Source organism: Empedobacter sp. UBA7620 (assembly GCF_002484185.1).
Classification (GTDB): Bacteria; Bacteroidota; Bacteroidia; order Flavobacteriales; family Weeksellaceae; genus Empedobacter; species Empedobacter falsenii_C.
Map to the genome: position 1 here is coordinate 48258 of NZ_DLJI01000041.1, position 22992 is coordinate 71249.

The window sequence follows — 22992 nt, forward strand, 5'->3', positions numbered from 1 at the left end:
TACAATGTTTTCCGTATTATTTTATCGGAAATAATTTGCCTTATTCTACGCAATGGGAAATGCTACAAGCCGCTGATGAATTAGGATTTAAGATTCCGCATACGTCAAAATTATGTACTTCTTTGGAAGAAGTTTTGGCTTTTGTTGATCATTGGGATATCGAACGCAAAAATTTACCTTACGAAACGGACGGAATTGTGATCAAAGTGAATTCTTTTTCGCAACAAGATGAATTAGGTTATACTGCGAAATCTCCACGTTGGGCAATGGCATATAAATTCAAAGCTGAAGCTGCCGAAACCGAATTATTGAGCATCGATTATCAAGTTGGTCGTACTGGAGCGATTACGCCTGTTGCGAATCTTGCGCCTGTTTCTTTGGCTGGAACAATCGTAAAACGTGCTTCTGTCCACAACGAAGATATCATCAAAAAGTTGGATATCCGCATTGGTGATATGGTTTATGTGGAAAAAGGTGGCGAAATTATTCCGAAAATTGTCGGTGTTAATACTGATGTTCGTCAACCTGGAACGGAAGAAATCGAATTCATTAAAAATTGTCCTTCTTGCGGAACAGAATTAATTCGTAACGAAGGCGAAGCGCAACATTATTGTCCAAATGAGAATGGTTGCGAACCGCAAATTATTGGAAAATTAGAACATTTTGTTTCTCGAAAAGCAATGGATATTGAGAGTATTGGTGGCGAAACAGCGGTTTTGTTACACAAAGCAAATTTGTTAAATAACATTGCTGATTTTTATACTTTACAAAAAGAAGATATTTTGCCTTTAGAAAGAATGGCTGAAAAATCTGCTCAAAATATTATTAATTCTGTCGAAAAATCTAAAGAGCAACCTTTCGAAAAGGTATTGTATGCGATTGGAATTCGTCATGTTGGTGAAACGGTTGCAAAAAAATTAGTCAAACATTTTCAAACTATTGATCGTTTGATGAATGCTACAATGGAAGAATTGGTTTCTGTAACGGATGTTGGAGAAAAAATTGCAATTTCGATTAAGGAATATTTTAAAGAAGAACAACATCAGATTTTGATTCAACGTTTACGCGATTATGGATTGAATTTCGAGATTGGCGAAGAAGCAAAACCTTTGTCAGATTCTTTGGAAGGCAAAACGTTTTTGTTTACAGGAACTTTGACTAAATTCAATCGTACTGATGCACAAAAAATGGTGGAAGATCATGGCGGGAAAAATATTTCTGCAGTTTCTAAAAACTTAAATTTCTTGGTTGCTGGCGATAAAGCTGGAAGTAAATTGAAAAAAGCAGAAGAAATTGGAACAGTTGTCGTGTTGACAGAAGACGAATTTTTAAATATGATTAACGGCTAATGGAATCAGGATTAATTGCTGTCATTATATTCGGAATTGTATTATTGATTTTGATTCCATTTATCTATTATGGATTGCGAATGGCAGGCTACAACAAATCTGCAATGATAGTTTCACTTGCGATATTTTTTATTGTGATGATTCCGATGGTGAAATATGGTTACAGAAGTCAAATGTATTCTAATGATGATTTGAAAACCGATTTACACCAAGCTGGAATTGGGTTTAAAGGAAATCTAAAAATTGTTTCGACAGATATTTCTGGAATTAAAAACATGAAACAAGAAACAGTTTTGATTATGGATTCTGCCGATGTCAATACCATTATTAATAGAATAGAAACTGATCCACGTTTCAAAATTTCTCCAGAAACACTGAGTTTGAAAGAAGAATTAGGCTCGAATGCAAAACATAGAACCAATAGAAATTATCGTTTCAAAGATAATTTTATTTTAGAAACTTACGGAATGTCTGATGATTACACGATTCGATATTCGGAACTGAAATTTAGAAAAGGAAATGACACAGTTTTCTTCAAAAAAGAAGAAGTGTATTAAAAAGATAAAATCCGTCAATTGACGGATTTTTTTATTCAAGATTATTTATTTCTGAGATATTAAAACTATGACTTTTTGAATTTTCAATTTTCCTTTTAATAATAGTGGAATCTACTTTCAATGTGTCAAAATTGAATGTTCGAGGTTCTAAATAATATAATTCTAAAATGGAATCTTTTCTATTTATTGTTCCAAATTTATATTGTTTATTAGTAATAGTATCAAAATATATTGTGTCATTTTTCAGATAGTATTTACCAATTTCTCGTGATGGGAAAAAGCAAAACGAATTTACAATATAAATACTATCTGATTTAAAATGATAGCTGATACCGCAACTTGCTGTTCCTTCACTAAAAGCAAATAATTTATCCTTACCATAAATTGTATTATCAGTAATTATTCCTGATGGATATAGAAAAATTAAAGTCAAAACAATAATGCTAATAAAGACAGGTATTCCTTTTTTGAAATTTCTTTCATCATCATCAAAATATTTATACAACTTTAGTATTGTAGAAATAATTAATCCTATGAATAAAATAAGTTCTATTAAATATAAAACAATCGCGAAAATTCCAGTTTCATGAATCCAAAAATGTTGTGTATTAATTAATAGAAACAATAACACTAAAGAACAAGAATGATACGGATATAGTTTGAACATAAAACAAGTTAATCAAATTGTAATATAACTATTATAAATCATTTATTTAGAATTATTTTTCATCTTAATTAATTCATCAAATTCAACTAAAGTATTTTCACTTTCAGTCTTATAATTTTTAGATTTTCCTATAAAAAGAATCAATTTTCTATCTTCAAAATAATAACGAAATTCTTCAATTTTCGATTTTTTATCATTAAATTCTTTCCAATACAAAGGAAAATTATAAGTTGTATCTTGTTCAAAAACGAAAGACAATTTATTATTCAACAAATAATACTCAGCCAAATATTGACCAGATTCTCCAAATTTTCGTACCACAATTTTTTCTAATTTATCGTTCAAAAAATAATAATTTATAAAACCACCTTCCGTAGAATCATCAGTTTCAACTTCTTTTATTTTTGTCCAATTTTTAATCGAATTAATTCGACTAAAATTTGCTCTGATTACTTTAATTTCTTCACTTTTAACTTTGTCATTTTTCTGAGCAAAAGAAGTCATCACAGAAAATGTAACAAGTACGAAAAAGAATATTATTTTTTTCATCTAAATCAATATTTTATATAAACTATATGAGTAAAATTAGAGTGTTTATTTTCGATATATTTTTACAAATCCTTTTATTAAACTAAATACACCGATTATAAATCCCATAATGATAAAAAGAAATCCAACTAGTAAAAAATATACAGCATAATCGTTTTTGTTATAATCCAAATTATAGCCATATCCAGTCGAGAATATTCCTATAATAAAAACACAGAGCGAACAGATAAAAAGTTTTGTATATCGATTTTGTTTGAGCATCATTAAATATTTCCATAAAATTCAATAAAATATACTAATTTTCAATCAATAATAATAGTGAATTTTATGCAATTTAGAGTCGCTCGACATATCAATCAACTCAAAGAAATAAAAGATTTCTATATTAAAGTTTTGAATTTTGAAATCCTTGGAGAATTTCAAAATCACAATGGTTATGATGGTATTTTTATTGGAAAACCAGATTTAAGCTGGCATTTAGAATTTACAACAACTCACGAAAATATCGATCATCACTTTGATGAGGATGATTGTTTGGTATTTTATCCAACGACACAACAAGAATATGACGAAATAATTGAGCGTTTAGAACTTCATCATATCAAACCAATAAAATCTAAAAATCCATATTGGAATGATAACGGAATTTCATTCTTAGATCCTGATGGATTTGTTGTCATTGTCTCATCTATTAGAATTAAATAATTGAAAAAATATATCTGCTTCATATTTCCATTTTTCATCTTCAGTTGTAAAGATGAAAATTCAACGAATTCTAAAAATCATCAAGATTCAATTCAAAAAATTGTTGAGAAAGAAAGTTTTATCAACGAAAAAGAGAATAAAATAATTGATCGATATTCCGTACCAAAAGGTTTTCAAAGAGAAAATTATAATCAAAATGAATTCGGCTATTTTCTACAACATTTGCAATTAAAAGACTTTGGAACACTTGTAAAATATTATAATGGAAAAGAAAAACCTGAAAATAATGTGTACAATGCGGTGATTGATTTACCGATTGGAAACAAAGATTTACATCAATGTGCAGATGCAACAATGCGTTTGAGAGCTGATTATCTCTACCAACAAAAGCGTTATGATGAAATCTCTTTCAACTTTTTATCGGACGGAAAACCACGCAAATTTACTGATTTTGCAAATGGAGATTATTCACCAGAAAATTATTGGAAATATTTAGAAAATGTGTTCAGTTATGCGAATACAGCTTCTTTGAAAAGTCAATTGAAATCGGTGAATTTTGAACAGATAAAAATTGGAGATATTCTTTTGCAACAAGGAAATCCTTATGGACACGCGATTATGGTAGTCGATTTAGCAAAGAATAAACAAGGTGAAAAAATTGTTTTACTTGCTCAAAGTTATATGCCTGCGCAAGAAATTCAGATTCTTAATAATCCGATGGATAAAAAATTAAATCCTTGGTATAAAGTGCAACAAGGTAAAATTAAAACTCCAGAATGGTTGTTTACAAGTGATGATTGGAAAACGTGGTAAAAAAATAAGAACTCGAAAGTATTTCGAGTTCTTAAAATCATCTTATTTTTTCATTAATAAATAATTTTCTAATTTACTTTCTCCACTAATTGAAATAAAATAAATTCCTTTTTGAAGTTTCGAAATATTAATATTTTCTTTTTCTTTATTTGATTCTATTTTTAATACTTCTTTACCTATAGAATTTTTTATCAAAATTGTATTTTTTCCACTTAAAGGTTGAATATTTATATAATCTGTAGCAGGATTAGGAGCGATTGTAATATTCTTAATATTTTGATCCTGTTTTTTTGAATTTATTTTGCTTAAATTAATGTCACCATTATAATTTTTATCTAAGATAGATAATCCTTCATCAAATGTATTTGAAAGAATTGCATTCATATAATAAGAAGGTTCTTTTATACCTAAAGTGAAATTATTCAATAAATTACCATTCTGATCTAAATAAAGTGCTTCAATCTTACTTTCATTATTACTTTCAAAAATACCTCCGAATACAATTTTATTATTATCTTCAAATATATTGCTAGGGTTAAATTTAACAGATGAATAACCAGTGTCAAATGATTTTATCCATTGTTGATTTCCATTCTTATCATATTTATTTACTTCTGCTTTACCTTCTAAAGATGTTGTTAATGTAATACAACCACCATCTTTACTTTCTGTAACAATAACTTTATTAATTTCTGGATGTATTCCTGCTGTGACTTTACTCCAAATAATATCTCCTTTATTTGACAATTTAACAGTCCATTCTAAATTAGTAGGATTTACTTGTGAACTATTATAAATATATCCACTAAAAAAGATATCACCATTTTTTGATGAAGATATTGAAGTTATCGCATTATCATCAGCATCCCCTATTACTTTCTCCCATACTTTTTGTCCCTTCTTATTAACTTTCATCAAATAAACTTTCACCTTTTCATATTGCGAATCTACTTTTTGTCCTGCTAATAAATAGCTATTATCATTTGTTAAAACTACACTAGTTAAAGTAATATCATTAGTAACATTTATTGGCAAACTAGAAATTAAATGACCATCAAGATTGTATCTGTAAATATTAAAATTTTGAGATGAATTTTGATTTAATGGAGTGCTTAAAGTAAATAATTCATTATTGGTAATTACAAAATCTAGATACCGCAAATTGTCTTGTTTTTTAGTCCACTCTAAATTTCCATTTGCACTTACTTTTGTCAAAATACCATATTGTACAGGATTTCCATCTGGACCAAACCTTTCACTATAAAACTGATTAAAATAAAAGGATTTATTGGTTTGAGATTGATAAATTTTTGTAAATTCTAATTGATTAAATATAGATTCATCAATTTTTTTTTACCCATTCAATCGACTGATTTTGAGCTATAGCATTTATAGATACAATTGTAATTAAAGAAAATAAAACTTGTTTCATAATAATATTTTTAGGCTTTAATCAAATATAAAATTTATAATCATTAATAAACGTTTTTAAGTATTTATTACAACGTCTATATTAAATTGAGTTAAAATTTAATGAAGAATAAATCTTAATTTTACACCAAATTAATCGCCGTGAATCGAGAAGAAATAGGAAATCAACTGCTAAATGAAGTTTTAAACATTCAACTTGCCAATAAACCAATCAATTCTAAATATTTAGATTTAAAACGTTTGGTTGAAAATATTGCGTTTGAGTTGACAAAAAACGAAGCCTTACAGTTTTCTAACTTTTTCTCGAAACTATCTTTTATCTGTAATCAATATCAAGTTTCAACTAAAATTCATTCGTTTCGTAAAACGGCTCAACGAATTCTGAGCGAGAAATACGAACCGACAGAACACGAATATTTTACACATTATAAATATGTTGCGGATTTTATTTCCTCGATATATGAAGTAATGATTCCGGCAGAAATTATTTATTATTTTCCTGAAAAAGAATTTTATACCAACAAAATTCTTACTCGAAATCGAGTAAAAAAATTGCGTGTTCAAGTGATTGAAATCAAGCGAGATTGTTTGATTTGCGATCATGAAGACAATGAAACAGAAGAAAATATTACAGTTCAAATTGATGAAGATGGTGTAAACGAAAACTTTACTTCTATTGAGGATTTTTGGATTGGTGCGCAATTAAATTTAGTCAATTCGACGATTGATGAAGAAGGAATTTATCATCCACGTTTTATCATTCTCGAACCTGATTATTTGGTTGATATTTCGGCAATTGCTGAATGTTTTCAAGATTATGGAACTTCCGAATTACATTATATTCAGAAAAAATTTGAAGAAGCGCCAAACAGCAAACATATTCGATTAGGAAATTTTGCCAATTCAGTTGTCGATCATTTTTCAACGGAAAACATTGAAAATACTGATTTTAATGAGATTTTTAAGAATGATTTTAAAAATTACCCATTAGAATATACGGCTTGCAACGATTTGACGAATCCGCAAGATTTGAAAGATTATTACTTGGAAGCAAAAGGTCATTTTAATCGTATTCAAAAAGTGTTGACCGAGGATTTTCCACAATATGATATTTCGTTGGATCGCGCATTAATTGAACCTTCATTTTTGTGCGAACAATACGGAATTCAAGGTCGTTTGGATTTATTGGATATTAACCCCGAAGGAAAAAATAAAATTATCGAGCTGAAATCTGGTGGTGCACCTTTTCCTGATGACGGAAAAAGTGTCAAGCCAAATCATGCGACGCAGCTCTTTTTATATTACCAAATTATTGGTGTTTTGTATGATTTAGAGTTTAAAGATGTCACAAAAAACACCGAAGGTTATATTTTCTATTCGAAAGTATATCAAGGAAATTTACGTTTTGATGTGCCAACTTTAGCGCGAGTTCAACGTATTTTTGATTTACGAAATCGAATAATTATCAATGAAAATCGTTTAGCAAATCATACATTAACCGATATTGAATCAACGATTTATTCGATAAAACCTGCGAATTTTATCAAGCGAAAAATTAATCCTCGTTTCAAAGAAATTTTAGAAGAGCAATTGGATAAATTTATCTATCCGATCAAAAATAGTTCGCCATTAGAAAAGGCTTACTTCTACTCTTTTACGAATTTCATTGCGAAAGAGCAATATATGGCGAAACTTGGTTTGGGACAATCGACTTCCAACAATGGTTTGGCGAGTTTGTGGCTGAATACTTTCGAAGAAAAAAACAATAATTTCGAGATTATTTATGATTTAGAAATTGTAGAAAATCATATTTCTGGCCCAAAACGTGAAATCAAGCTAAAAAGAACCAATCCTGCGAATGATTTTATTTCGATTCGCGAAGGTGATATTTGTATTTTGTACCCAAGAAATGAATCAAAAGATTCTGTTTTAACAAATCAGGTTTTTAAATGTACGATCAAAAGTATTTCGAGAGAATTTATTGTGTTGCGTTTTCGTTATCAACAACCTAATACACGCTTTTTTGATTCGTTTGATTCAACAGGAAAATGGGCATTAGAACGAGATTTTATGGATTCTTCTTTTGTTTCGATGTACCGAAATTTGTATGGATTAATTCATTCTTCTAAAGCGAAAAAAGATTTGATTTTAACACAGTCTATTCCAAAAAGTCAAATGGATTATGATTATTTTAATTCAAATCTTTCGGATGAACAAAATCGAATTCTGAAAAAAGCACTTTCCGCAAAAGATTATTTTTTGTTGAATGGACCTCCGGGAACAGGAAAAACATCGATTATCATCAAAGAATTGGTAAAAGAAATTTATGAAAAACAGGATTGTAATATTTTGCTTTTGGCGTATACAAATCGTGCGGTTGATGAATTATGTGAATCAATCAATTCGGCGATTTCTAATCAAATTGAACAAAAATTTATCAGAATTGGGAATGAATTGTCTACTTCTCCCGAATTTCATTCAAACTTATTGAATAAAATCATCGAGCAAAAAGATGCTGATTTAGAACAAAAAGGAGAAAAATTTTCGAGAAAAACGATTCAAGATATTATTCGTAAACAACGCATTTTTGTTTCGACAGTTGCTTCAATTTCAAGTAAAAATGATATTCTAAAATTAAAGAAATTTGATACAATTATTATTGATGAAGCTTCACAAATTTTAGAACCACAAATTGTTGGAATTCTACCAAAAGCAGAACGTTTTATCATGATTGGTGACCACAAACAATTACCTGCAATCGTTTTACAGAATCCTGAATTAGCAAAAACGAATAACGAATTATTAGAAAATATTGGTTTAATTAACCGTAAAAACTCTATTTTCGAGCGTTTGTATGAATTCTGTGAACGAAATAATTACGAAAATGCTTTTGATCAATTAACGTATCAAGGAAGAATGCATGCTGAAATCGCAGATTTTCCGAACAATTATTTTTATGATGGAAAATTAAATGTAGCTTTTGATATTCCAAATTTGAACGATGAAATAAAACAAAGCTTAAATCGTCAACGTGCAGATTTACATTTTGAACATTATAATCAAGCAAATGATTTACAAAACTTTATTACAAATCATCGTTTTGCGTTTATCAATGTTGACGAAAATCCTTATTTGCCTTCAACGAATGTGCAAGAAGCCGATTTGATTGTGAAATTTGTACAAGAAATTATTCATTTATACGAAATCAATCAAAAACCATTTGATCCAAAGAAAACAATTGGAATTATTGCGCCTTTTAGAAATCAAATTGCGTTGATTAAACAAAAATTAGAATTAGCAAATATTCCAAATCAGGAACAAATTACGGTTGATACAGTGGAACGTTATCAAGGGAGTCAGCGCGATATTATTCTGTATAGTTTTGCTGTGACGTATCATTCGCAATTGAACGCCTTGGTGAATATGAACGATCAAGGAAATGTAGATAGAAAGCTGAATGTTGCGTTAACGCGTGCAAAAGAACAATTATTTTTGATTGGAAATCAAGCCATTTTGAAAGAAAATCATTTAATTAAAACCTTAATTGATTATTTAGAAAATAAATCTACTCATAAACTGACAATCTAATTAAAATCACTTCTTAATTCATTTAAGATTCAGTAAATTTGTGCAACTATTTTTAGAAAATTATGTTGTATCAAAGAAGTAGCGCATTATTCAAAGACGCGCAAGAATATATTCCGGGAGGTGTAAATTCTCCTGTTCGTGCATTCAAATCTGTTGGAGGAACGCCGATTTTTATCAAAAAAGCCGAAGGTGCTTATATTTATGATGAAGATGGACGTGCTTATGTGGATTACATCAATTCTTGGGGACCAATGATTATTGGACATACAGATCCGCGAGTTTTGAATGCGACTGTTGAACAAATGAAAAATGGTTTTTCTTTTGGTACACCAACTGAATTGGAAACTGAAATTGCGAAATTAATCACGTCTGTTGTTCCAAATATTGACATGGTTCGTATGGTGAACTCTGGTACAGAAGCATGTATGTCGGCAATTCGTTTGGCAAGAGGTTATACAAATCGTGATAAAATTGTAAAATTTGAAGGTTGTTACCACGGACATTCTGATTCATTTTTGATTAAAGCTGGTTCTGGTGCTGCAACTTTTGGAAATCCAAATTCTCCAGGTGTAACGCAAGGAACAGCGAAAGATACGTTGTTGGCAGAATACAATAATTTGGAAGATGTAAAAGCTTTATTCGAACAAAATAAAGACGAAATTGCAGCTATTATTGTTGAGCCAATTGCAGGAAACATGGGATGTATTGTTCCAGAAAAAGGATTCTTAGAAGGTTTGAGACAAATCTGTGATGCGAACGGTGCTTTATTAATTTTTGATGAGGTAATGACAGGTTTCCGTCAAGCAATGGGAGGTTCGCAAGAACGTTTAAACATCAATGCGGATATCGTAACATTTGGTAAAGTAATTGGTGGAGGTTTCCCTGTTGGAGCTTTTGCTGCTCGTCGCGAAATCATGAATCACCTTGCTCCTCTTGGTCCTGTTTATCAAGCGGGAACATTATCTGGGAATCCAATTGCGATGCGTGCGGGTATCACAACTTTGAATATTATTAATAATGATAGAGAATTATTTAATCGTATTGATAACGCTACAGAAACTTTGGATAATGAAATTTCTAAAATCTTTACAGAAAAAGGAATTCCAAATCATATCAATCGTTTAGGATCGATGATGTCTGTGTTCTTTACTGAACAAACAGAAATCAAAAACTTTACAGATGTAAAAAAATGTAACCACGAAAGATTCAATAAATTTTTCCATCATTTGTTGACAAACGAAGTTTATATTGCTCCTTCTGGATACGAAACTTGGTTTATTTCTGATGCGATTAAAGATACAGAAATCAATAAAACATTAGACGCTGTAAGAAGCTTCGAAGGTTAATCATAAACAAAAAATGCAGTAGAAAACTACTGCATTTTTTTGTTTAATTATAATCTCCAATATGTTCCATTTCACTTTCGAAACTTAGCACTTTTGTCGCATATTTTTGCAAACTTTTTTGCTTGATTTCTGATAAAAAATTATTCTTGAATTTATCTAAAGTCAATTCATCATTCACAAATAATTGTAAAGAATAAGAAACCGCTCCTGGTTCTACATGAGAAGTTATTTTTCCTAAACGAGCGCCAATAAAACAATTTGATTTCAAATAATCATTAATATGCTCTTTCTGAATCCACTCAAACCAATCGTCATGCACCTCTTGTTCAACAATAAAAGTTGTATTATATAATATCATTCTCTAATTTTTTGCAAAGATACAAAGGTTTTCGCATTATATTTTTCTTGAAAAAGAAAGTCTAATCAAGATTTTATTTTTAAATTTACCTATTATTCATAACAAACAAAGATGAACAATACGCAACAATTTATACAAGAGAATAAACAACGTTTTCTTGATGAATTAATCGAATTACTTAAAATTCCTTCAGTTAGTGCTGATCCAGCCTACACACAAGACGTAAATGATGCTGCCGAAATGGTTGCAAAATATTTAAAAGAAGCAGGTGCTGATAATGTTGAAGTATGCGAAACAGAAGGTTTTCCTGTTGTTTACGGAGAAAAAATAGTTGACGCTTCAAAACCAACTGTTTTAGTTTACGGACATTACGATGTACAACCAGCTGATCCTTTAGAATTATGGGAATCTGGACCATACGAGCCAGTAATCAAAAAGACAGAAATTCATCCTGACGGAGCAATTTTCGCTCGTGGTTCTGCTGATGATAAAGGTCAAATGTTTATGCACGTTAAAGCTTTTGAGGCTTTAAACAAATCAAACGAATTACCTTGTAACGTTAAATTTATGATCGAAGGTGAAGAAGAAGTTGGTTCTCCTTCATTAGTAAATTTCGTTAAAAACAATAAAGAGAAATTAAAAAATGATGTGATTTTGATTTCTGATACTTCTATGATTTCAAACGAACAACCTTCTATTTCAGTTGGTTTACGTGGTTTATCTTATGTAGAAGTTGAGGTAAAAGGAGCTAATCGCGATATGCACTCTGGTGTTTATGGTGGAGCTGTTCCAAATCCGATTAATGTTTTAGCAACAATGATTGGAAAATTAATCAATGAAAAAGGTCACATTACAATTCCAGGTTTTTACGAGCCAATTCTTGAATTAACAGAAGATGAAAGAGCTGATTTAGCTAAAATTCCATTTGATGTTGAAGAATACAAAAAATCTATCGGTATTGCTGATATTCAAGGAGAAGAAGGTTTTTCTACAATCGAGAGAGCGTCTATTCGTCCTACTTTAGATGTAAACGGAATTTGGGGAGGATACATTGGCGAAGGTGCTAAAACAGTTATTCCTTCTCATGCTTATGCTAAAATTTCAATGCGTTTGGTTCCAGGACAAGACCCTGAGGTTGTAACAAAACAATTTGCAGATTATTTCCCAACATTAGCGCCATCTTCAGTAGAAGTTAAAGTAAAGCCACATCACGGAGGTAAACCTTATATTTTACCAACAAATCACCCAGGTTTTATCGCTGCTAAAAAAGCATTAGCTGAAACTTTTGAGAAAGAAGCGTTAGCTGAAAGAGCTGGAGGATCTATTCCAATTGTTGCTTTATTCGAAGAAGAATTAGGAACAAAATCTGTTTTAATGGGATTTGGGTTAAACTCTGACGTTATCCACTCTCCTAACGAACATTATGGTTTATTCAATTTCTACAAAGGAATCGAAACTATTCCATATTTCTACAAATATTTTAACGAACAATAATTTTCGACAAAATAACTTCTGAAAAGCGAATCAAATTGATTCGCTTTTCTTTTTGGTTTATAGTAGAATGATTAATTTTGAACTTTATTTTTATCAATGAGTAAAAAATTCTTAATCGCCGGTGCAGGAATTGCAGGTTTAACTTTAGCAAAAGTTTTGCAAGATTTAAATTATGACTACGAAATTTTCGAGGCTTCGCCAGAAGTTCGTGGAATTGGTGCTGGTTTTGGCTTGGCTTCTAATGCAATGAAAGCGTTTGAAATTCTTGGTTTAGCAGAAGAAGTTGCGCCTTTGGGACATATGTTAGAAGATTTTGAAATTCAAGATTGGAAAGAAAAAACAATTCTGAAAGCGGATACCGAACGATTAAGAAAAAACTACAACAACGAAAATTTTGCCATTCATCGTGCAGATTTACATCATTATTTAGTTTCTAAAATTGATTCGAATAAAATTAAAACTTCAAAAAAAGTGAAGCTTTTCGAACAATCTTTTGAGAAAGTTGTCCTTCATTTTGAAGATGGAATTTCTACAGAAGGTGATTATTTAATTGGTGCTGATGGGATAAATTCTACAATTCGTCAACAATTGTTAAAACAGTCGACACCTCGTTATGCGGGATATATTTGTTGGCGTGCCATTGTGGAAGATAAATCGTATAACTCAAAGAAAAGTATCGAAACATGGGGACCAAATGGTCGATTTGGTTTGACTCCTCTTATCAATCATCAAATATATTGGTACGCTTGTGTCAATACAAAACTAAATTCTGAAGTTTACAACTACGCTTTAAGTGATATTAAAAATCAGTTCAAAGATTATTCGGGACAAATCAGAAATACTTTACAAAAAACGAATCCAGAAAGTATAATTGCTACGCCAATTATGGATATAAAACCGATTAATAATTATGCATTTAATCGTGTTTTATTAATTGGAGATGCAGCACATGCAACCACACCAAACATGGGGCAAGGCGCATGCATGGCGGTTGAAGATGTTTGCGTTTTGTATGATGAATTAATCAAAAAAGATACTGATATTTTGTTAGCTTTTGAACATTATAATTTACGTCGTTTGAAACGAACACATTATATTATCGATACTTCTCGTTTGGCTGGAAAAGTTGCTCAAGTAGACAATAAATTTTTGATGAATATACGAAATTTTGCTTTCCGAAATTTACCACAATCTTTGATGCAAAGCCCTTTAGAAGACTTGTTGGAAGAAGATTTTATGAGGGTTTAGAGAAACTATTTTAACACAAATACTGTTGAATCTCTTAAAGTATATTTTTTATTAAGATAAGAAGTTAACAAATCTCCAAAACTCATATCAAAAGTTTCTCTTTGATTAGTTGAAAATAATTTCACAATCTTTATCAAATATTTATTTAGGTTAATCAAATCAAAAGTAAATTCTTTTACTAACCAAAACAGAAAATATAACGGAAGAAAAACCATATTTAAGACAACTTGGAATCCATTTGCTAATTCTCCTTCTGACAAAAAATGTTCTAAAAAATTAAATTTAGAAAAATCCAAATTATATTTCTCAACAAACTCTTCAATTAAAAAATAAGTGTCATCACCACAAAATCCTAAATCTTGTTCAATTAGGATATTAGAATTATCAACCTTTTCATAAGATGCTTTTTCTATAAATTTTTTGACTTCTATATACGATTGTCTCAAAGTTGCGAAATCTACATATAAAATCTGTTTTTCTTCCATAACCTCCTACTTCAACAACACATTATCTTCTAATTCTTGCTTCGAAATTTGAAAATGTTTGTCAAATTCTTGCTCAAAAGATTCTAAATCCATTGTAATTTCCCAATCACCAAATTCATTTTCGAACAAATCAGTCATATGTTCTTTCAAATCATCTAATTTTTGTTGAATAAATTCATTTTGCTGAATTTCTTCTGCATTTTTCTTATCTAATACAACTTGTTGATTGATTTTTTTCAGAATCAAAGCATTAATAAATTCTTCATGCGTATTCATAAAATCCTCAATCGTACCTGTAAATTGTGTCATTTTTCTAACTTTTTACCTAACATTTTTCGAGAATAAATGTAGAACTATTTTATTAACAAACAATTAAATTTAAGATTTCTATAAATGAGTTTTAACATAAGAATTAACGTCTACTAATTATTGAAATTGGTTGTTTTAAGATAAATTTGAATACATAAATATTGAAAAAATGGAAAACTTTAAACTATCAAACGTAATCGAAATTCCTGCAATTGGATTTGGAACATGGTTATTAGAAGGTGAAAAAGTTATAGAACCTCTAAAAATAGCATTAACAAAAGGATATACACATATTGACACGGCAGCAATCTACAAAAATGAAAAAGAAATTGGAACAGTTTTGAAAGCTGAAAATGTAGATCGTAGCAAATTATTCATTACATCTAAATGTTGGAATTCTGAGCGTGGATACGAAAAAGCAATGGCTGCATTTGAGCAAACTTTAGCTGATTTACAAACTGATTATTTGGATTTATATTTGATTCATTGGCCTGCAAATGAAACGCAATTTCCTGATACTTGGGCAGAATTGAATGCTGGAACTTGGCGAGCTTTTGAGGAAATTTACAAATCTGGAAAAGCAAAGGCGATTGGCGTGAGTAATTTCAATATCAATCATTTGGAAGCTTTATTTGAAACGGCTGAAATCAAACCAATGGTTAATCAAATTGAAATTCATCCAGGGCATTCACAACCAGAATTAGTGGATTTTTGTAAACAACACAATTTATTGGTTGAAGCATGGAGTCCACTAGGTTCGGGAAGAATTTTGGAGAATGAATTAATTAATTCTTTGGCGGATAAATACAATGTTTCAGTTGGTCAAATTTGTATAAATTATTGTTTGGCTAAAGATATTTTACCACTTCCTCGCTCCTCTTCAGAAAAGAATATTGAAGCGAATTTGACTTCAAATAATTTTAAATTGAGCGCAGAAGATGTAAAAGCGATTGATGAAATGCCTGCTGATGGTTTTTCTGGATTGAATCCTTCAATGGTTGAATTTTAACAAGTTAAACGAATTCACTAAAATAAATTTTAAAAACCTCTGTTTTACAGAGGTTTTTTCGTTTTAAATCTTTAAAAAATCAATACTTTTACTTTTTAAAATGATAAAATAAAATTATTCGATATGAGCCAAAATCCTGAAAATCCATTCAAAACTTATTTTGATCAAACCCTTGAAAGATGTGGTTTTGATGAAGATTTGAAAGCTGGTATTTTATTTTTTTTAGGTGAAAGTATTATTGCTGCGAACACCAATCAATTGATGAATATGTTTGCGGAAGAAGAAAAGATTCAGCAAGAATTTCATCGTTTGTTTACGTTGTATGCTACGCCAAATGCTGACATCAATCCTTTTGAAGCTTTAGACACAGCACCAATCAAGCAAATTATTTATACATACAACGAAATTTACGTTAATGTAATTAGAAAGAAATCATTTGATTTTGATAAAGTTATCAATGATAATTTAAAGTCTGAGTTTAAGTTAGATTTTATTAAAGAATTTGAAAATAAACAATATAAATTAGTTACAAATCATAACTTAAATACTTCTTTTTTCAAACAGATTGGAGCGTATCTTAATCAGTTTGAATTGAGTTATGAGGATATTTATTTGGCTGGAATTAATTATTATCAAACGAATCAGAAAGTAGATTTTGAAGGAATAAATGTATTGAATTTGAACATCATTGATAGTTTTTCGCCTTTGTACACAACATTGTTTCATTATCCATTATTGTACACATATTATCCAGCGAATTTGAACGCAAATCATTTGTTTAGTTCGATTTTGCAGTTTCTTTATTTACATACCAACACGGATATTGCGAAACATGTTCACGCTTTTCACAACCATATTTTTTATGAAAATAATCCGAGAAAAGTTCGTAAAGGTTGGGAATTTGAAGAATTGGAACGTGGCGTTTTGATTTCGCAAACTTTTCATAATGCATTAAATATTCGTAAATCTCCAATTTTCGGAACTCGTGCAGACTTTTTAGCTTCGAATAATTATTTATTAAATGAATTGAAAGATCAAAATATTCCGTTGGAGAATTTTAAGGCCTTGATGACTAAAACAATTGAAGAGTATTACGAGGCAGATATTGATGAAGTGGTTGCTGGAAAGCTAAATCATGCTGAATTTTTACAATTATTAGCGATTATTTTCTACGAAACTTCTGCTAATGCAATGATTATTAAATCATGGAAAAACTAACAATTAATCAAGAAAATAGGATCAAATTAGAAGAACATTTTGGTGAACTTTTGCCAAGATTACCTTTTGCAATGGTTTCATTTTACGAATCGAGTAATTCTTGGGAAGGACAAATTGAATATAATTTAAATTTGAAAACGGGAGAATTGACGTACAATACTATCGAAAATGTAAAACATCAAATAGAAATTTCGCCTGAAATGATGCAACGCATCGAAAGTGAAATTATCTTGATGTTAGAGAATTTATAAACTAATATTTTAAAATCTTTTTCTCGATACAAAATTCTAAAAGAATTTCACTAGAAATGACGATTTTAATAAAAAGTAACATTATAAGTTAATTAAAATCTCACAAATGTGAGATTTTTTTATCTATTCATCCAATCCATCCAACTATTAATCTGTGTTTTACTGATAAAAATAGCGTGTTCAGCTTCTGATTTTGGTTGAAGATGAATTTCAATTTTTTGACTTGAATGTTTTATTATTTCAGTAATTGCATCAATGTGAACAATAAACTTTCGATTGATTTTGAAGAAAATAGTCTCATCCAATTTATTTATAATATCCTTTATTGTGTCATCATAAATATAGGTTTGCTCATCTTTCGTTTTTATAAAAAGATGTTTCCCCGAAGCAAAAAAATAAGCAATCTCGTGTTCTTCGACAGAACGTAATTTATTTCCGTTAGTTACCAAAAAACGATGCATTATCTCGGACGGAGAATTTTCTAAAACAGCAATAGATTGTAATGTTGGCGAAATATCAAAACTTGTACGAATTGTTTCAAATTTTTGCAAAGCAATATGCAACTCCTCTACTTCAAAGGGTTTCAGAATATAATCAATTGTAAAATGTTTGAAAACTTTCATCGCATATTCATCATAAGCAGTGATAAAAATAATTGGCGTTAGAATCTCAACTTCCTGAAAAATCTCGAAACTTTTCCCATCACCCAAATGAATATCCATGAAGATTAAATCAACCGAATTTTCTCTAAAAAACTCTGTTGCTTGCTTTGTTGAACGCAAAATTGTAATCGAAGAAACAGCAACAATAGATTGCTCCTCTAACAGATTTTTTAGATAAGTAACTGCCAATAATTCGTCCTCTACAATTGCAATTTTCATGAATGCAAAAGTATAAAAAAAACCGTCTAAATGATGAATAAAGACGGTCTAAAAATGTTATAAATGAGGATTATTGAGCTTAGCTGCTTGTGGAATTTCTATTGTATAACGAACATCATTTTCTTGTAAAATATATTCTTTACCTGAAATTTGATGTATAATTTGTTTTTGATTTGCTCGACGTAAATCGTACCAACGCTGTCCTTCCAAAGCAAATTCTCTGAAACGTTCATCTAAAATAAACTTCATCAATTCAGTAGAATTCATCGCAGAAATTTCAGTTTGTAATTTTGCAAAACCAGTTGTTGTATAACGATTTTGTAAAACCGAAAACAAAGTTGCTTTTGCTTGATCTATCTTGTTTAATTTCAAATATGACTCAGCTTTGATAAAATATAATTCAGCCACACGGAAAGACGTTTTGAACTCTGAATTTCCACCTTTAATCACTTTATATTTTGAACCACTTTTCTCAAAATAAAGTGAAAAACGTAAATCATTTTGAGTATCATAACTGCTTAATAATTCTGGCGAGACATACGCCATATATTGTACAGCGGGATTCAATGTATTGTCTAAAGCTAAAATAGATTCGGCAGATGTGTAGTGATTTGGAACTTGTTTTGTTGTGTTCAAATTTACTAAATCACCTTTGATTTTTAGTGTTGAATCAGAAAAATCAATCGCTTTTTGCCATTCATTTTTATACAACGCGATTCTTGCTTCTAAAGCATTTAGAGCTACATTTGAGAATCTATAGTTTAATCCAGCTAATTCCTGATCCATTTTCATCAACTCTGTTGCTTGTGCTAAATCAGACTCAATATGATTATAAACTTCTTGAACAGATGATGGCTTAAGCGTTGCTTCTAAATCTACTTTTAAATTTAAAGGAACACCTTTGTCTGTACTTGCTGTTGCCGAATTGTATGGTTTTCCGTATAAATTCACCAAATCAAAATACGCATACGCACGTAACGCATAAGCTTCTGCTAATAATTGATCTTTTTCAGCAGAATTTTCCATTGTTTTTGGTCCTTCATTGATGATTTGATTGGCATAAAAAATCACTGTATAAAAACTAACCCAAGGAAATTGAATTGAGATTTGATCCGGATTTGTATCCTTCCATTGTGCAATTTCACGGTATGAAATAAAGTCATTTGAATATTCATTCAATGTAACATCATCCGTGCGTAAAGCTGTCAACGACTTGTGTGTTGGATATTTTGAATAAGCATTTGTTAATACCATTCGATAATCTTCTACCGTTTTTGGAATCACTTTTCCATCTGGTTCAATATCCAAATAATTGTCACAACTAACTGCTGTAAAGCTAACTGCAACTATGCTTAATAATAAAAATATTTTTTTCATTTGATTTAAAATTTAGAAAGAAACATTAAGTCCTACTGTTACAGATTTTGCAATTGGTTGTGCATAAATATTTCCATAAGTTTCTGGATCAAAATAACCTTTGTATCCATTACTAAATACAAATAAATTACGTCCTTCTAAACTAAAACGAGCACTTTTGAAACCAACAACCTCAGCATATTTGTTTGGTAAAGTATAACCAAGACGAATGCTACTGATTCGCATATAACTAATTTCTTTCGCCCAAATGTCTAATAAATTGTACGCATTTGCATTGTTTCCTGCAAACCATTTGTTCGCCATCCAGCTATCGTTATCGCCTTTAATTGGACTTGTAATTCCTGGAAGTGTAGAACCTGCCTCGAAAATATCTTGTGTATAATTACGACCTGGATCCAATTCCATTCCACGATAAGAAGGCGTTTTCATTACCGTTTGTTTTAAATTGAACGCTGCAGAAATCGTTAAATCAAAATTGTGAATTTTGAAATTATTGATAATACCTCCTGTAAATTTAGGATCGCGATCTCCGATGTATGTAAATAATTTACGTTTTTCTTCGCTTGTTAATTTGGAATCAACAAATTCTCCTGGTAAAAAATCTTCGTATAAATCATATAAAGCAAAGAATTCTTTTGCTGATACTTTTTCATCTCCTTTCCAAAACATTGGATTTCCGTATTCATCAAATCCAGCTGTTTTTAAAGCAAAAATTGCATTTACAGGTAAACCTTCGCGAGATGGAATTAAACTATTTTCACGTTCTTGCTCTTTAAGAACTTTACTCTTATTGTGCGCAAAATTAATTGTTGTCGACCATTTAAAGTTTTTCTTATCAATGTTGCGTGTTGTTAAAGCAATCTCAAAACCTTTGTTTGTCAACTCTCCCCAGTTCACCATTGTATACTCAAAACCTGTTTCTAATGGCGTTTCGCGCATACTAATCATATCTGTTCCTTTACGATTGTAAACATCAACGGCAAGGTTGATACGATTTTTGAAAAGACCTAAATCTAATCCAACATTTGTATTCGTTGTTTTTTCCCAACGCAACAAATCATTCGGTAAATTAATCGCATTGATAATATCTTCTTTATTACCTGGCAAAATTGTTGCATCGTTATATTCTCCAATAAAGAAAGGAGAAGTATTACGATCAATATTTCCTTGTAAACCATAAGAAGCGCGTAAACGAAGATTCGAAATAAAATCAACATTCTCCATAAACGATTCTTTCGAAACTAACCAAGAAGCAGAAACTGCCCAAATTGGTAAGTATTTATATTTTTTATTAACTCCGAATAAATTTGTACCATCATAACGAACACTACCAAAAACTGTATATTTTCTGTCTAATGTATACGAAGCTGTTGCAAATGTAGATACATAAGCATTCTCATCCGTAGGCATTTCTCTGTACGTTTCGTAACGTTTTTCTGCTGCAAAACTTGAATTTGGGAAAACGATTGGCGTTCCTGTTTTCGTCGTTTTATTGTAACCAAAAGCACGTGTTAAAGTCGTTTCGTTTTGTGTATGACGAATTTCTGTCCCAGCCATCAAATCAATTTCGTGACGATTGTTAATCGTAGTACTATATGTTCCTTGTAACTTCCAGTTATATTGAAAAAATTCGTTATCCCAATTTTGTTTAACTCCTCCGTCAGGTAAGAAATACAAATATTGTCCAGATTTATAATAACGCGTTCCTTCTTTCATTTTACGCGTAAAATAAGTTTCTTGCTCAGCGTATTTTTCTGTTTTGTTACTATCGTACTGAATTCCGAATTGAGATGTTAATTTTAAACCTTTTGCTAATTGATAATTAAGATCAATAATACCTTTTAACGAACGGTTTTTTAATGTATAATTTGTGTTTTCTCTTTCTTCGATAAAATTGAATGGAACAGAACGATCTTCAAATCCATCAATATCGTTGTCATAACGATAAGAACCATCTGCATTGAATGGAGATAAATATGGATTCGCATTTCGTGAATAATTAATCGGATTGATAGACGCATCTGCATCTGTTACAAAAGATTTTTTATCACTTGAAGTTGCAAAAATAGAAATCCCTACATCTAATTTATCGTTAAGTTTATAATTGTTTTTTAAAGTAAGATTATAACGTTCAAAACCTGTTCCGATCGTTGTTCCTTGCTCATCATAATATCCTAATGAGAAGTAATAATCAGAACGATCATTTCCTCCTGAAATACTCAAACCGTATTGTGTATTAATTGCATTACGATACAATAATTTTCCCCAATCGGTTGTGTTATTTCGTAAAGAATTAATTTGATTTTGCGTGATAAGATCTAAAGAATTAAAACCTCCATTTCGTAAAGCATTTAATTGACCATTCTTTTGCAAAATTCGCATTACTTCGCCTTTATCAGTACGATACGTTAAATCATCGCGACTAGCAAGCATTAATTCAAGATCAACTTTCTGAGAAGCATTTAGTAAATTTAAACGACCAAAATCTGGACGAGCTGTTACAAATGTATTCGCAGAAAAATTAACCGTCATAGCGCCTTTTTTACCGCGTTTTGTTGTAATCGAAATTACACCATTTGCAGCTCTTGCACCATAAATAGCTGTTGCAGCAGCATCTTTAAGGATTGTAATATCTTCGATATCGTTTGGATTTAATCCAGCGATAGAAAAGTTTTGCAATTGATCGATGTTATCTTTATCGTTAAAGTTTGGCACATCATTTCCTTCTAATGGTAAACCATCAATCACCCATAACGGATCTTGTGGACCAGAAAGAGAAGCCGTACCACGAATTCTAATTTTACTTGGTGAACCAGGCGAACCAGTTTCTGTAGAAACAGCTACACCAGCAATTTGTCCGCTTAACAATTGATCAACACTAGCAACACCAGCTTGTTGAATATCATCCATTTTTACAGTTGATACTGCCGATGTTAGTTTCCGTTTTTCAATTTTTTGATAACCTGTAACAACAACTTCTTTTAAATCATTATTTTCTGGAAGAACTTCACCTAAAGTTGATTTTAAGCTTACATGATATGTTGATAAATCTGTAGAAAGTTCAACTAATTTAGAATCGTAACCTAAATAACTAATTAATACAGATTTTGTACCTGCAGGTACTTCTAATGAAAAGAAACCATCTTCATCTGTAACAGTACCAACCGTTACACTTTCTATAATTCCTTTTTGATCTGTTTTTGTCGAAATTGATTGAGCTTCAATTTTAACAGACGCACCAGCAATTCCAACCAACGATTTTTCGTCTTGAACCGAACCTGTAATCACTCTCTTTTCTTGAGAAAACGCAATACTTGCCGCAAAAAGTGGCAAAAGAATGAGTGTCTTTTTCATTTC

20 protein-coding genes are annotated in these 22992 nt (G+C 30.5%); 11 read left to right on the plus strand and 9 right to left on the minus strand.

The annotated features are described in order from the left end of the window. Both ligA and B2217_RS10545 read left to right on the plus strand, forming a co-directional pair. Positions 1 to 1349 (plus strand): NAD-dependent DNA ligase LigA (ligA, locus tag B2217_RS10540; protein ID WP_291122532.1); only part of this gene is annotated, 1349 nt, incomplete at its 5' end. Continuing rightward, positions 1349 to 1906 (plus strand): hypothetical protein, encoded by a 558-nt coding sequence (locus B2217_RS10545; RefSeq protein ID WP_180904416.1) that lies wholly within the window; start codon positions 1349 to 1351, stop codon positions 1904 to 1906. The genes ligA and B2217_RS10545, both read left to right, overlap by 1 nt. Positions 1907 to 1937: 31 nt before the next feature. Here B2217_RS10545 and B2217_RS10550 read toward each other — a convergent pair whose 3' ends face one another. Then, entirely contained in the window at positions 1938 to 2411 is a 474-nt protein-coding gene (locus B2217_RS10550; RefSeq protein WP_180904417.1) for a hypothetical protein, read from the minus strand. A 204-nt stretch (positions 2412 to 2615) separates the two neighbouring features. After that, a complete protein-coding gene (locus B2217_RS10555; protein ID WP_180904418.1) occupies positions 2616 to 3122 on the minus strand; it encodes a hypothetical protein in 507 nt (168 codons plus the stop codon). Between the two features lie 327 nt (positions 3123 to 3449). Here B2217_RS10555 and B2217_RS10560 point away from each other — a divergent pair, with 327 nt between their 5' ends. Both B2217_RS10560 and B2217_RS10565 read left to right on the plus strand, forming a co-directional pair. Further along, on the plus strand, positions 3450 to 3827 hold the full coding sequence (locus tag B2217_RS10560; protein ID WP_180904419.1) for a VOC family protein: 378 nt from the start codon (positions 3450 to 3452) through the stop codon (positions 3825 to 3827). Continuing rightward, positions 3828 to 4640 carry a DUF4846 domain-containing protein gene (locus tag B2217_RS10565; RefSeq protein ID WP_180904420.1) on the plus strand — a complete coding sequence of 271 codons (813 nt, stop codon included), beginning with the start codon at positions 3828 to 3830 and terminating at the stop codon, positions 4638 to 4640. It abuts the gene before it with no gap. Between the two features lie 42 nt (positions 4641 to 4682). Here the strand turns inward: B2217_RS10565 and B2217_RS10570 are convergent, their stop codons facing one another. Further along, on the minus strand, positions 4683 to 5855 hold the full coding sequence (locus B2217_RS10570; protein WP_180904421.1) for a T9SS type A sorting domain-containing protein: 1173 nt from the start codon (positions 5853 to 5855) through the stop codon (positions 4683 to 4685). 357 nt (positions 5856 to 6212) lie between these two features. Here B2217_RS10570 and B2217_RS10575 point away from each other — a divergent pair, with 357 nt between their 5' ends. Together B2217_RS10575 and hemL are read left to right on the plus strand one after the other, a co-directional pair. Beyond that, positions 6213 to 9659 (plus strand): ATP-dependent helicase, encoded by a 3447-nt coding sequence (locus B2217_RS10575; protein WP_180904422.1) that lies wholly within the window; start codon positions 6213 to 6215, stop codon positions 9657 to 9659. 62 nt (positions 9660 to 9721) lie between these two features. After that, entirely contained in the window at positions 9722 to 11005 is a 1284-nt protein-coding gene (gene hemL, locus B2217_RS10580) for a glutamate-1-semialdehyde 2,1-aminomutase (protein WP_180904423.1), read from the plus strand. Positions 11006 to 11048: 43 nt separating this feature from the next. Here the strand turns inward: hemL and B2217_RS10585 are convergent, their stop codons facing one another. Next, the gene (locus B2217_RS10585; protein ID WP_180904424.1) at positions 11049 to 11363 is read right to left on the minus strand and encodes a DUF4286 family protein; all 315 of its coding nucleotides are present in this window, start codon (positions 11361 to 11363) and stop codon (positions 11049 to 11051) included. A 111-nt stretch (positions 11364 to 11474) separates the two neighbouring features. Between B2217_RS10585 and B2217_RS10590 the strand changes: the two genes are divergently transcribed. After that, positions 11475 to 12857, plus strand: coding sequence for a dipeptidase (locus tag B2217_RS10590; RefSeq protein ID WP_038334410.1), 1383 nt, complete (start codon positions 11475 to 11477; stop codon positions 12855 to 12857). A 96-nt stretch (positions 12858 to 12953) separates the two neighbouring features. Next, on the plus strand, positions 12954 to 14105 hold the full coding sequence (locus B2217_RS10595) for an FAD-dependent monooxygenase (protein ID WP_291122534.1): 1152 nt from the start codon (positions 12954 to 12956) through the stop codon (positions 14103 to 14105). 5 nt (positions 14106 to 14110) lie between these two features. Here B2217_RS10595 and B2217_RS10600 read toward each other — a convergent pair whose 3' ends face one another. Both B2217_RS10600 and B2217_RS10605 read right to left on the minus strand, forming a co-directional pair. Beyond that, entirely contained in the window at positions 14111 to 14590 is a 480-nt protein-coding gene (locus B2217_RS10600) for a hypothetical protein (protein ID WP_291122536.1), read from the minus strand. Positions 14591 to 14596: 6 nt separating this feature from the next. Next, positions 14597 to 14899, minus strand: coding sequence for a hypothetical protein (locus B2217_RS10605; RefSeq protein ID WP_291122538.1), 303 nt, complete (start codon positions 14897 to 14899; stop codon positions 14597 to 14599). A gap of 169 nt (positions 14900 to 15068) precedes the next feature. On the opposite strand from B2217_RS10605, the gene B2217_RS10610 reads away from it, so the two are divergent. The 3 genes from B2217_RS10610 to B2217_RS10620 all read left to right on the plus strand — a co-directional run bounded on the left by B2217_RS10610 (position 15069) and on the right by B2217_RS10620 (position 17377). Next, positions 15069 to 15908, plus strand: a complete 840-nt coding sequence (locus tag B2217_RS10610) for an aldo/keto reductase (RefSeq protein WP_291122540.1) — start codon at positions 15069 to 15071, stop codon at positions 15906 to 15908. A gap of 123 nt (positions 15909 to 16031) precedes the next feature. After that, on the plus strand, positions 16032 to 17126 hold the full coding sequence (locus tag B2217_RS10615; RefSeq protein ID WP_291122542.1) for a hypothetical protein: 1095 nt from the start codon (positions 16032 to 16034) through the stop codon (positions 17124 to 17126). Continuing rightward, entirely contained in the window at positions 17114 to 17377 is a 264-nt protein-coding gene (locus B2217_RS10620; RefSeq protein ID WP_280045593.1) for a hypothetical protein, read from the plus strand. The genes B2217_RS10615 and B2217_RS10620 overlap by 13 nt, the downstream gene beginning before the upstream one ends. Positions 17378 to 17496: 119 nt before the next feature. On the opposite strand, the gene B2217_RS10625 is transcribed toward B2217_RS10620, so the two are convergent. Genes B2217_RS10625 through B2217_RS10635 form a run of 3 tightly spaced genes read right to left on the minus strand, consistent with a single transcriptional unit; the run spans position 17497 to position 22989 of the window. Next, the gene (locus B2217_RS10625) at positions 17497 to 18258 is read right to left on the minus strand and encodes a LytR/AlgR family response regulator transcription factor (protein WP_291122544.1); all 762 of its coding nucleotides are present in this window, start codon (positions 18256 to 18258) and stop codon (positions 17497 to 17499) included. A 57-nt stretch (positions 18259 to 18315) separates the two neighbouring features. Beyond that, the gene (locus tag B2217_RS10630) at positions 18316 to 19635 is read right to left on the minus strand and encodes a RagB/SusD family nutrient uptake outer membrane protein (protein ID WP_180904433.1); all 1320 of its coding nucleotides are present in this window, start codon (positions 19633 to 19635) and stop codon (positions 18316 to 18318) included. 12 nt (positions 19636 to 19647) lie between these two features. Next, positions 19648 to 22989, minus strand: coding sequence for a SusC/RagA family TonB-linked outer membrane protein (locus tag B2217_RS10635; protein WP_291122547.1), 3342 nt, complete (start codon positions 22987 to 22989; stop codon positions 19648 to 19650). Between the last annotated feature and the right edge of the window lie 3 nt (positions 22990 to 22992).

What these genes read in the sequence shown, in the direction of transcription:
- B2217_RS10545 (WP_180904416.1), top strand. Translation starts at nt 1,349, where the DNA reads ATGGAATCAGGATTAATTGCTGTCATTATATTCGGAATTGTATTATTG.
- B2217_RS10555 (WP_180904418.1), bottom strand. Translation starts at nt 3,122, where the DNA reads ATGAAAAAAATAATATTCTTTTTCGTACTTGTTACATTTTCTGTGATG.
- B2217_RS10560 (WP_180904419.1), top strand. Translation starts at nt 3,450, where the DNA reads ATGCAATTTAGAGTCGCTCGACATATCAATCAACTCAAAGAAATAAAA.
- hemL (WP_180904423.1), top strand. Translation starts at nt 9,722, where the DNA reads ATGTTGTATCAAAGAAGTAGCGCATTATTCAAAGACGCGCAAGAATAT.
- B2217_RS10585 (WP_180904424.1), bottom strand. Translation starts at nt 11,363, where the DNA reads ATGATATTATATAATACAACTTTTATTGTTGAACAAGAGGTGCATGAC.
- B2217_RS10590 (WP_038334410.1), top strand. Translation starts at nt 11,475, where the DNA reads ATGAACAATACGCAACAATTTATACAAGAGAATAAACAACGTTTTCTT.
- B2217_RS10595 (WP_291122534.1), top strand. Translation starts at nt 12,954, where the DNA reads ATGAGTAAAAAATTCTTAATCGCCGGTGCAGGAATTGCAGGTTTAACT.
- B2217_RS10600 (WP_291122536.1), bottom strand. Translation starts at nt 14,590, where the DNA reads ATGGAAGAAAAACAGATTTTATATGTAGATTTCGCAACTTTGAGACAA.
- B2217_RS10605 (WP_291122538.1), bottom strand. Translation starts at nt 14,899, where the DNA reads ATGACACAATTTACAGGTACGATTGAGGATTTTATGAATACGCATGAA.
- B2217_RS10610 (WP_291122540.1), top strand. Translation starts at nt 15,069, where the DNA reads ATGGAAAACTTTAAACTATCAAACGTAATCGAAATTCCTGCAATTGGA.
- B2217_RS10615 (WP_291122542.1), top strand. Translation starts at nt 16,032, where the DNA reads ATGAGCCAAAATCCTGAAAATCCATTCAAAACTTATTTTGATCAAACC.
- B2217_RS10620 (WP_280045593.1), top strand. Translation starts at nt 17,114, where the DNA reads ATGGAAAAACTAACAATTAATCAAGAAAATAGGATCAAATTAGAAGAA.
- B2217_RS10625 (WP_291122544.1), bottom strand. Translation starts at nt 18,258, where the DNA reads ATGAAAATTGCAATTGTAGAGGACGAATTATTGGCAGTTACTTATCTA.
- B2217_RS10630 (WP_180904433.1), bottom strand. Translation starts at nt 19,635, where the DNA reads ATGAAAAAAATATTTTTATTATTAAGCATAGTTGCAGTTAGCTTTACA.
- B2217_RS10635 (WP_291122547.1), bottom strand. Translation starts at nt 22,989, where the DNA reads ATGAAAAAGACACTCATTCTTTTGCCACTTTTTGCGGCAAGTATTGCG.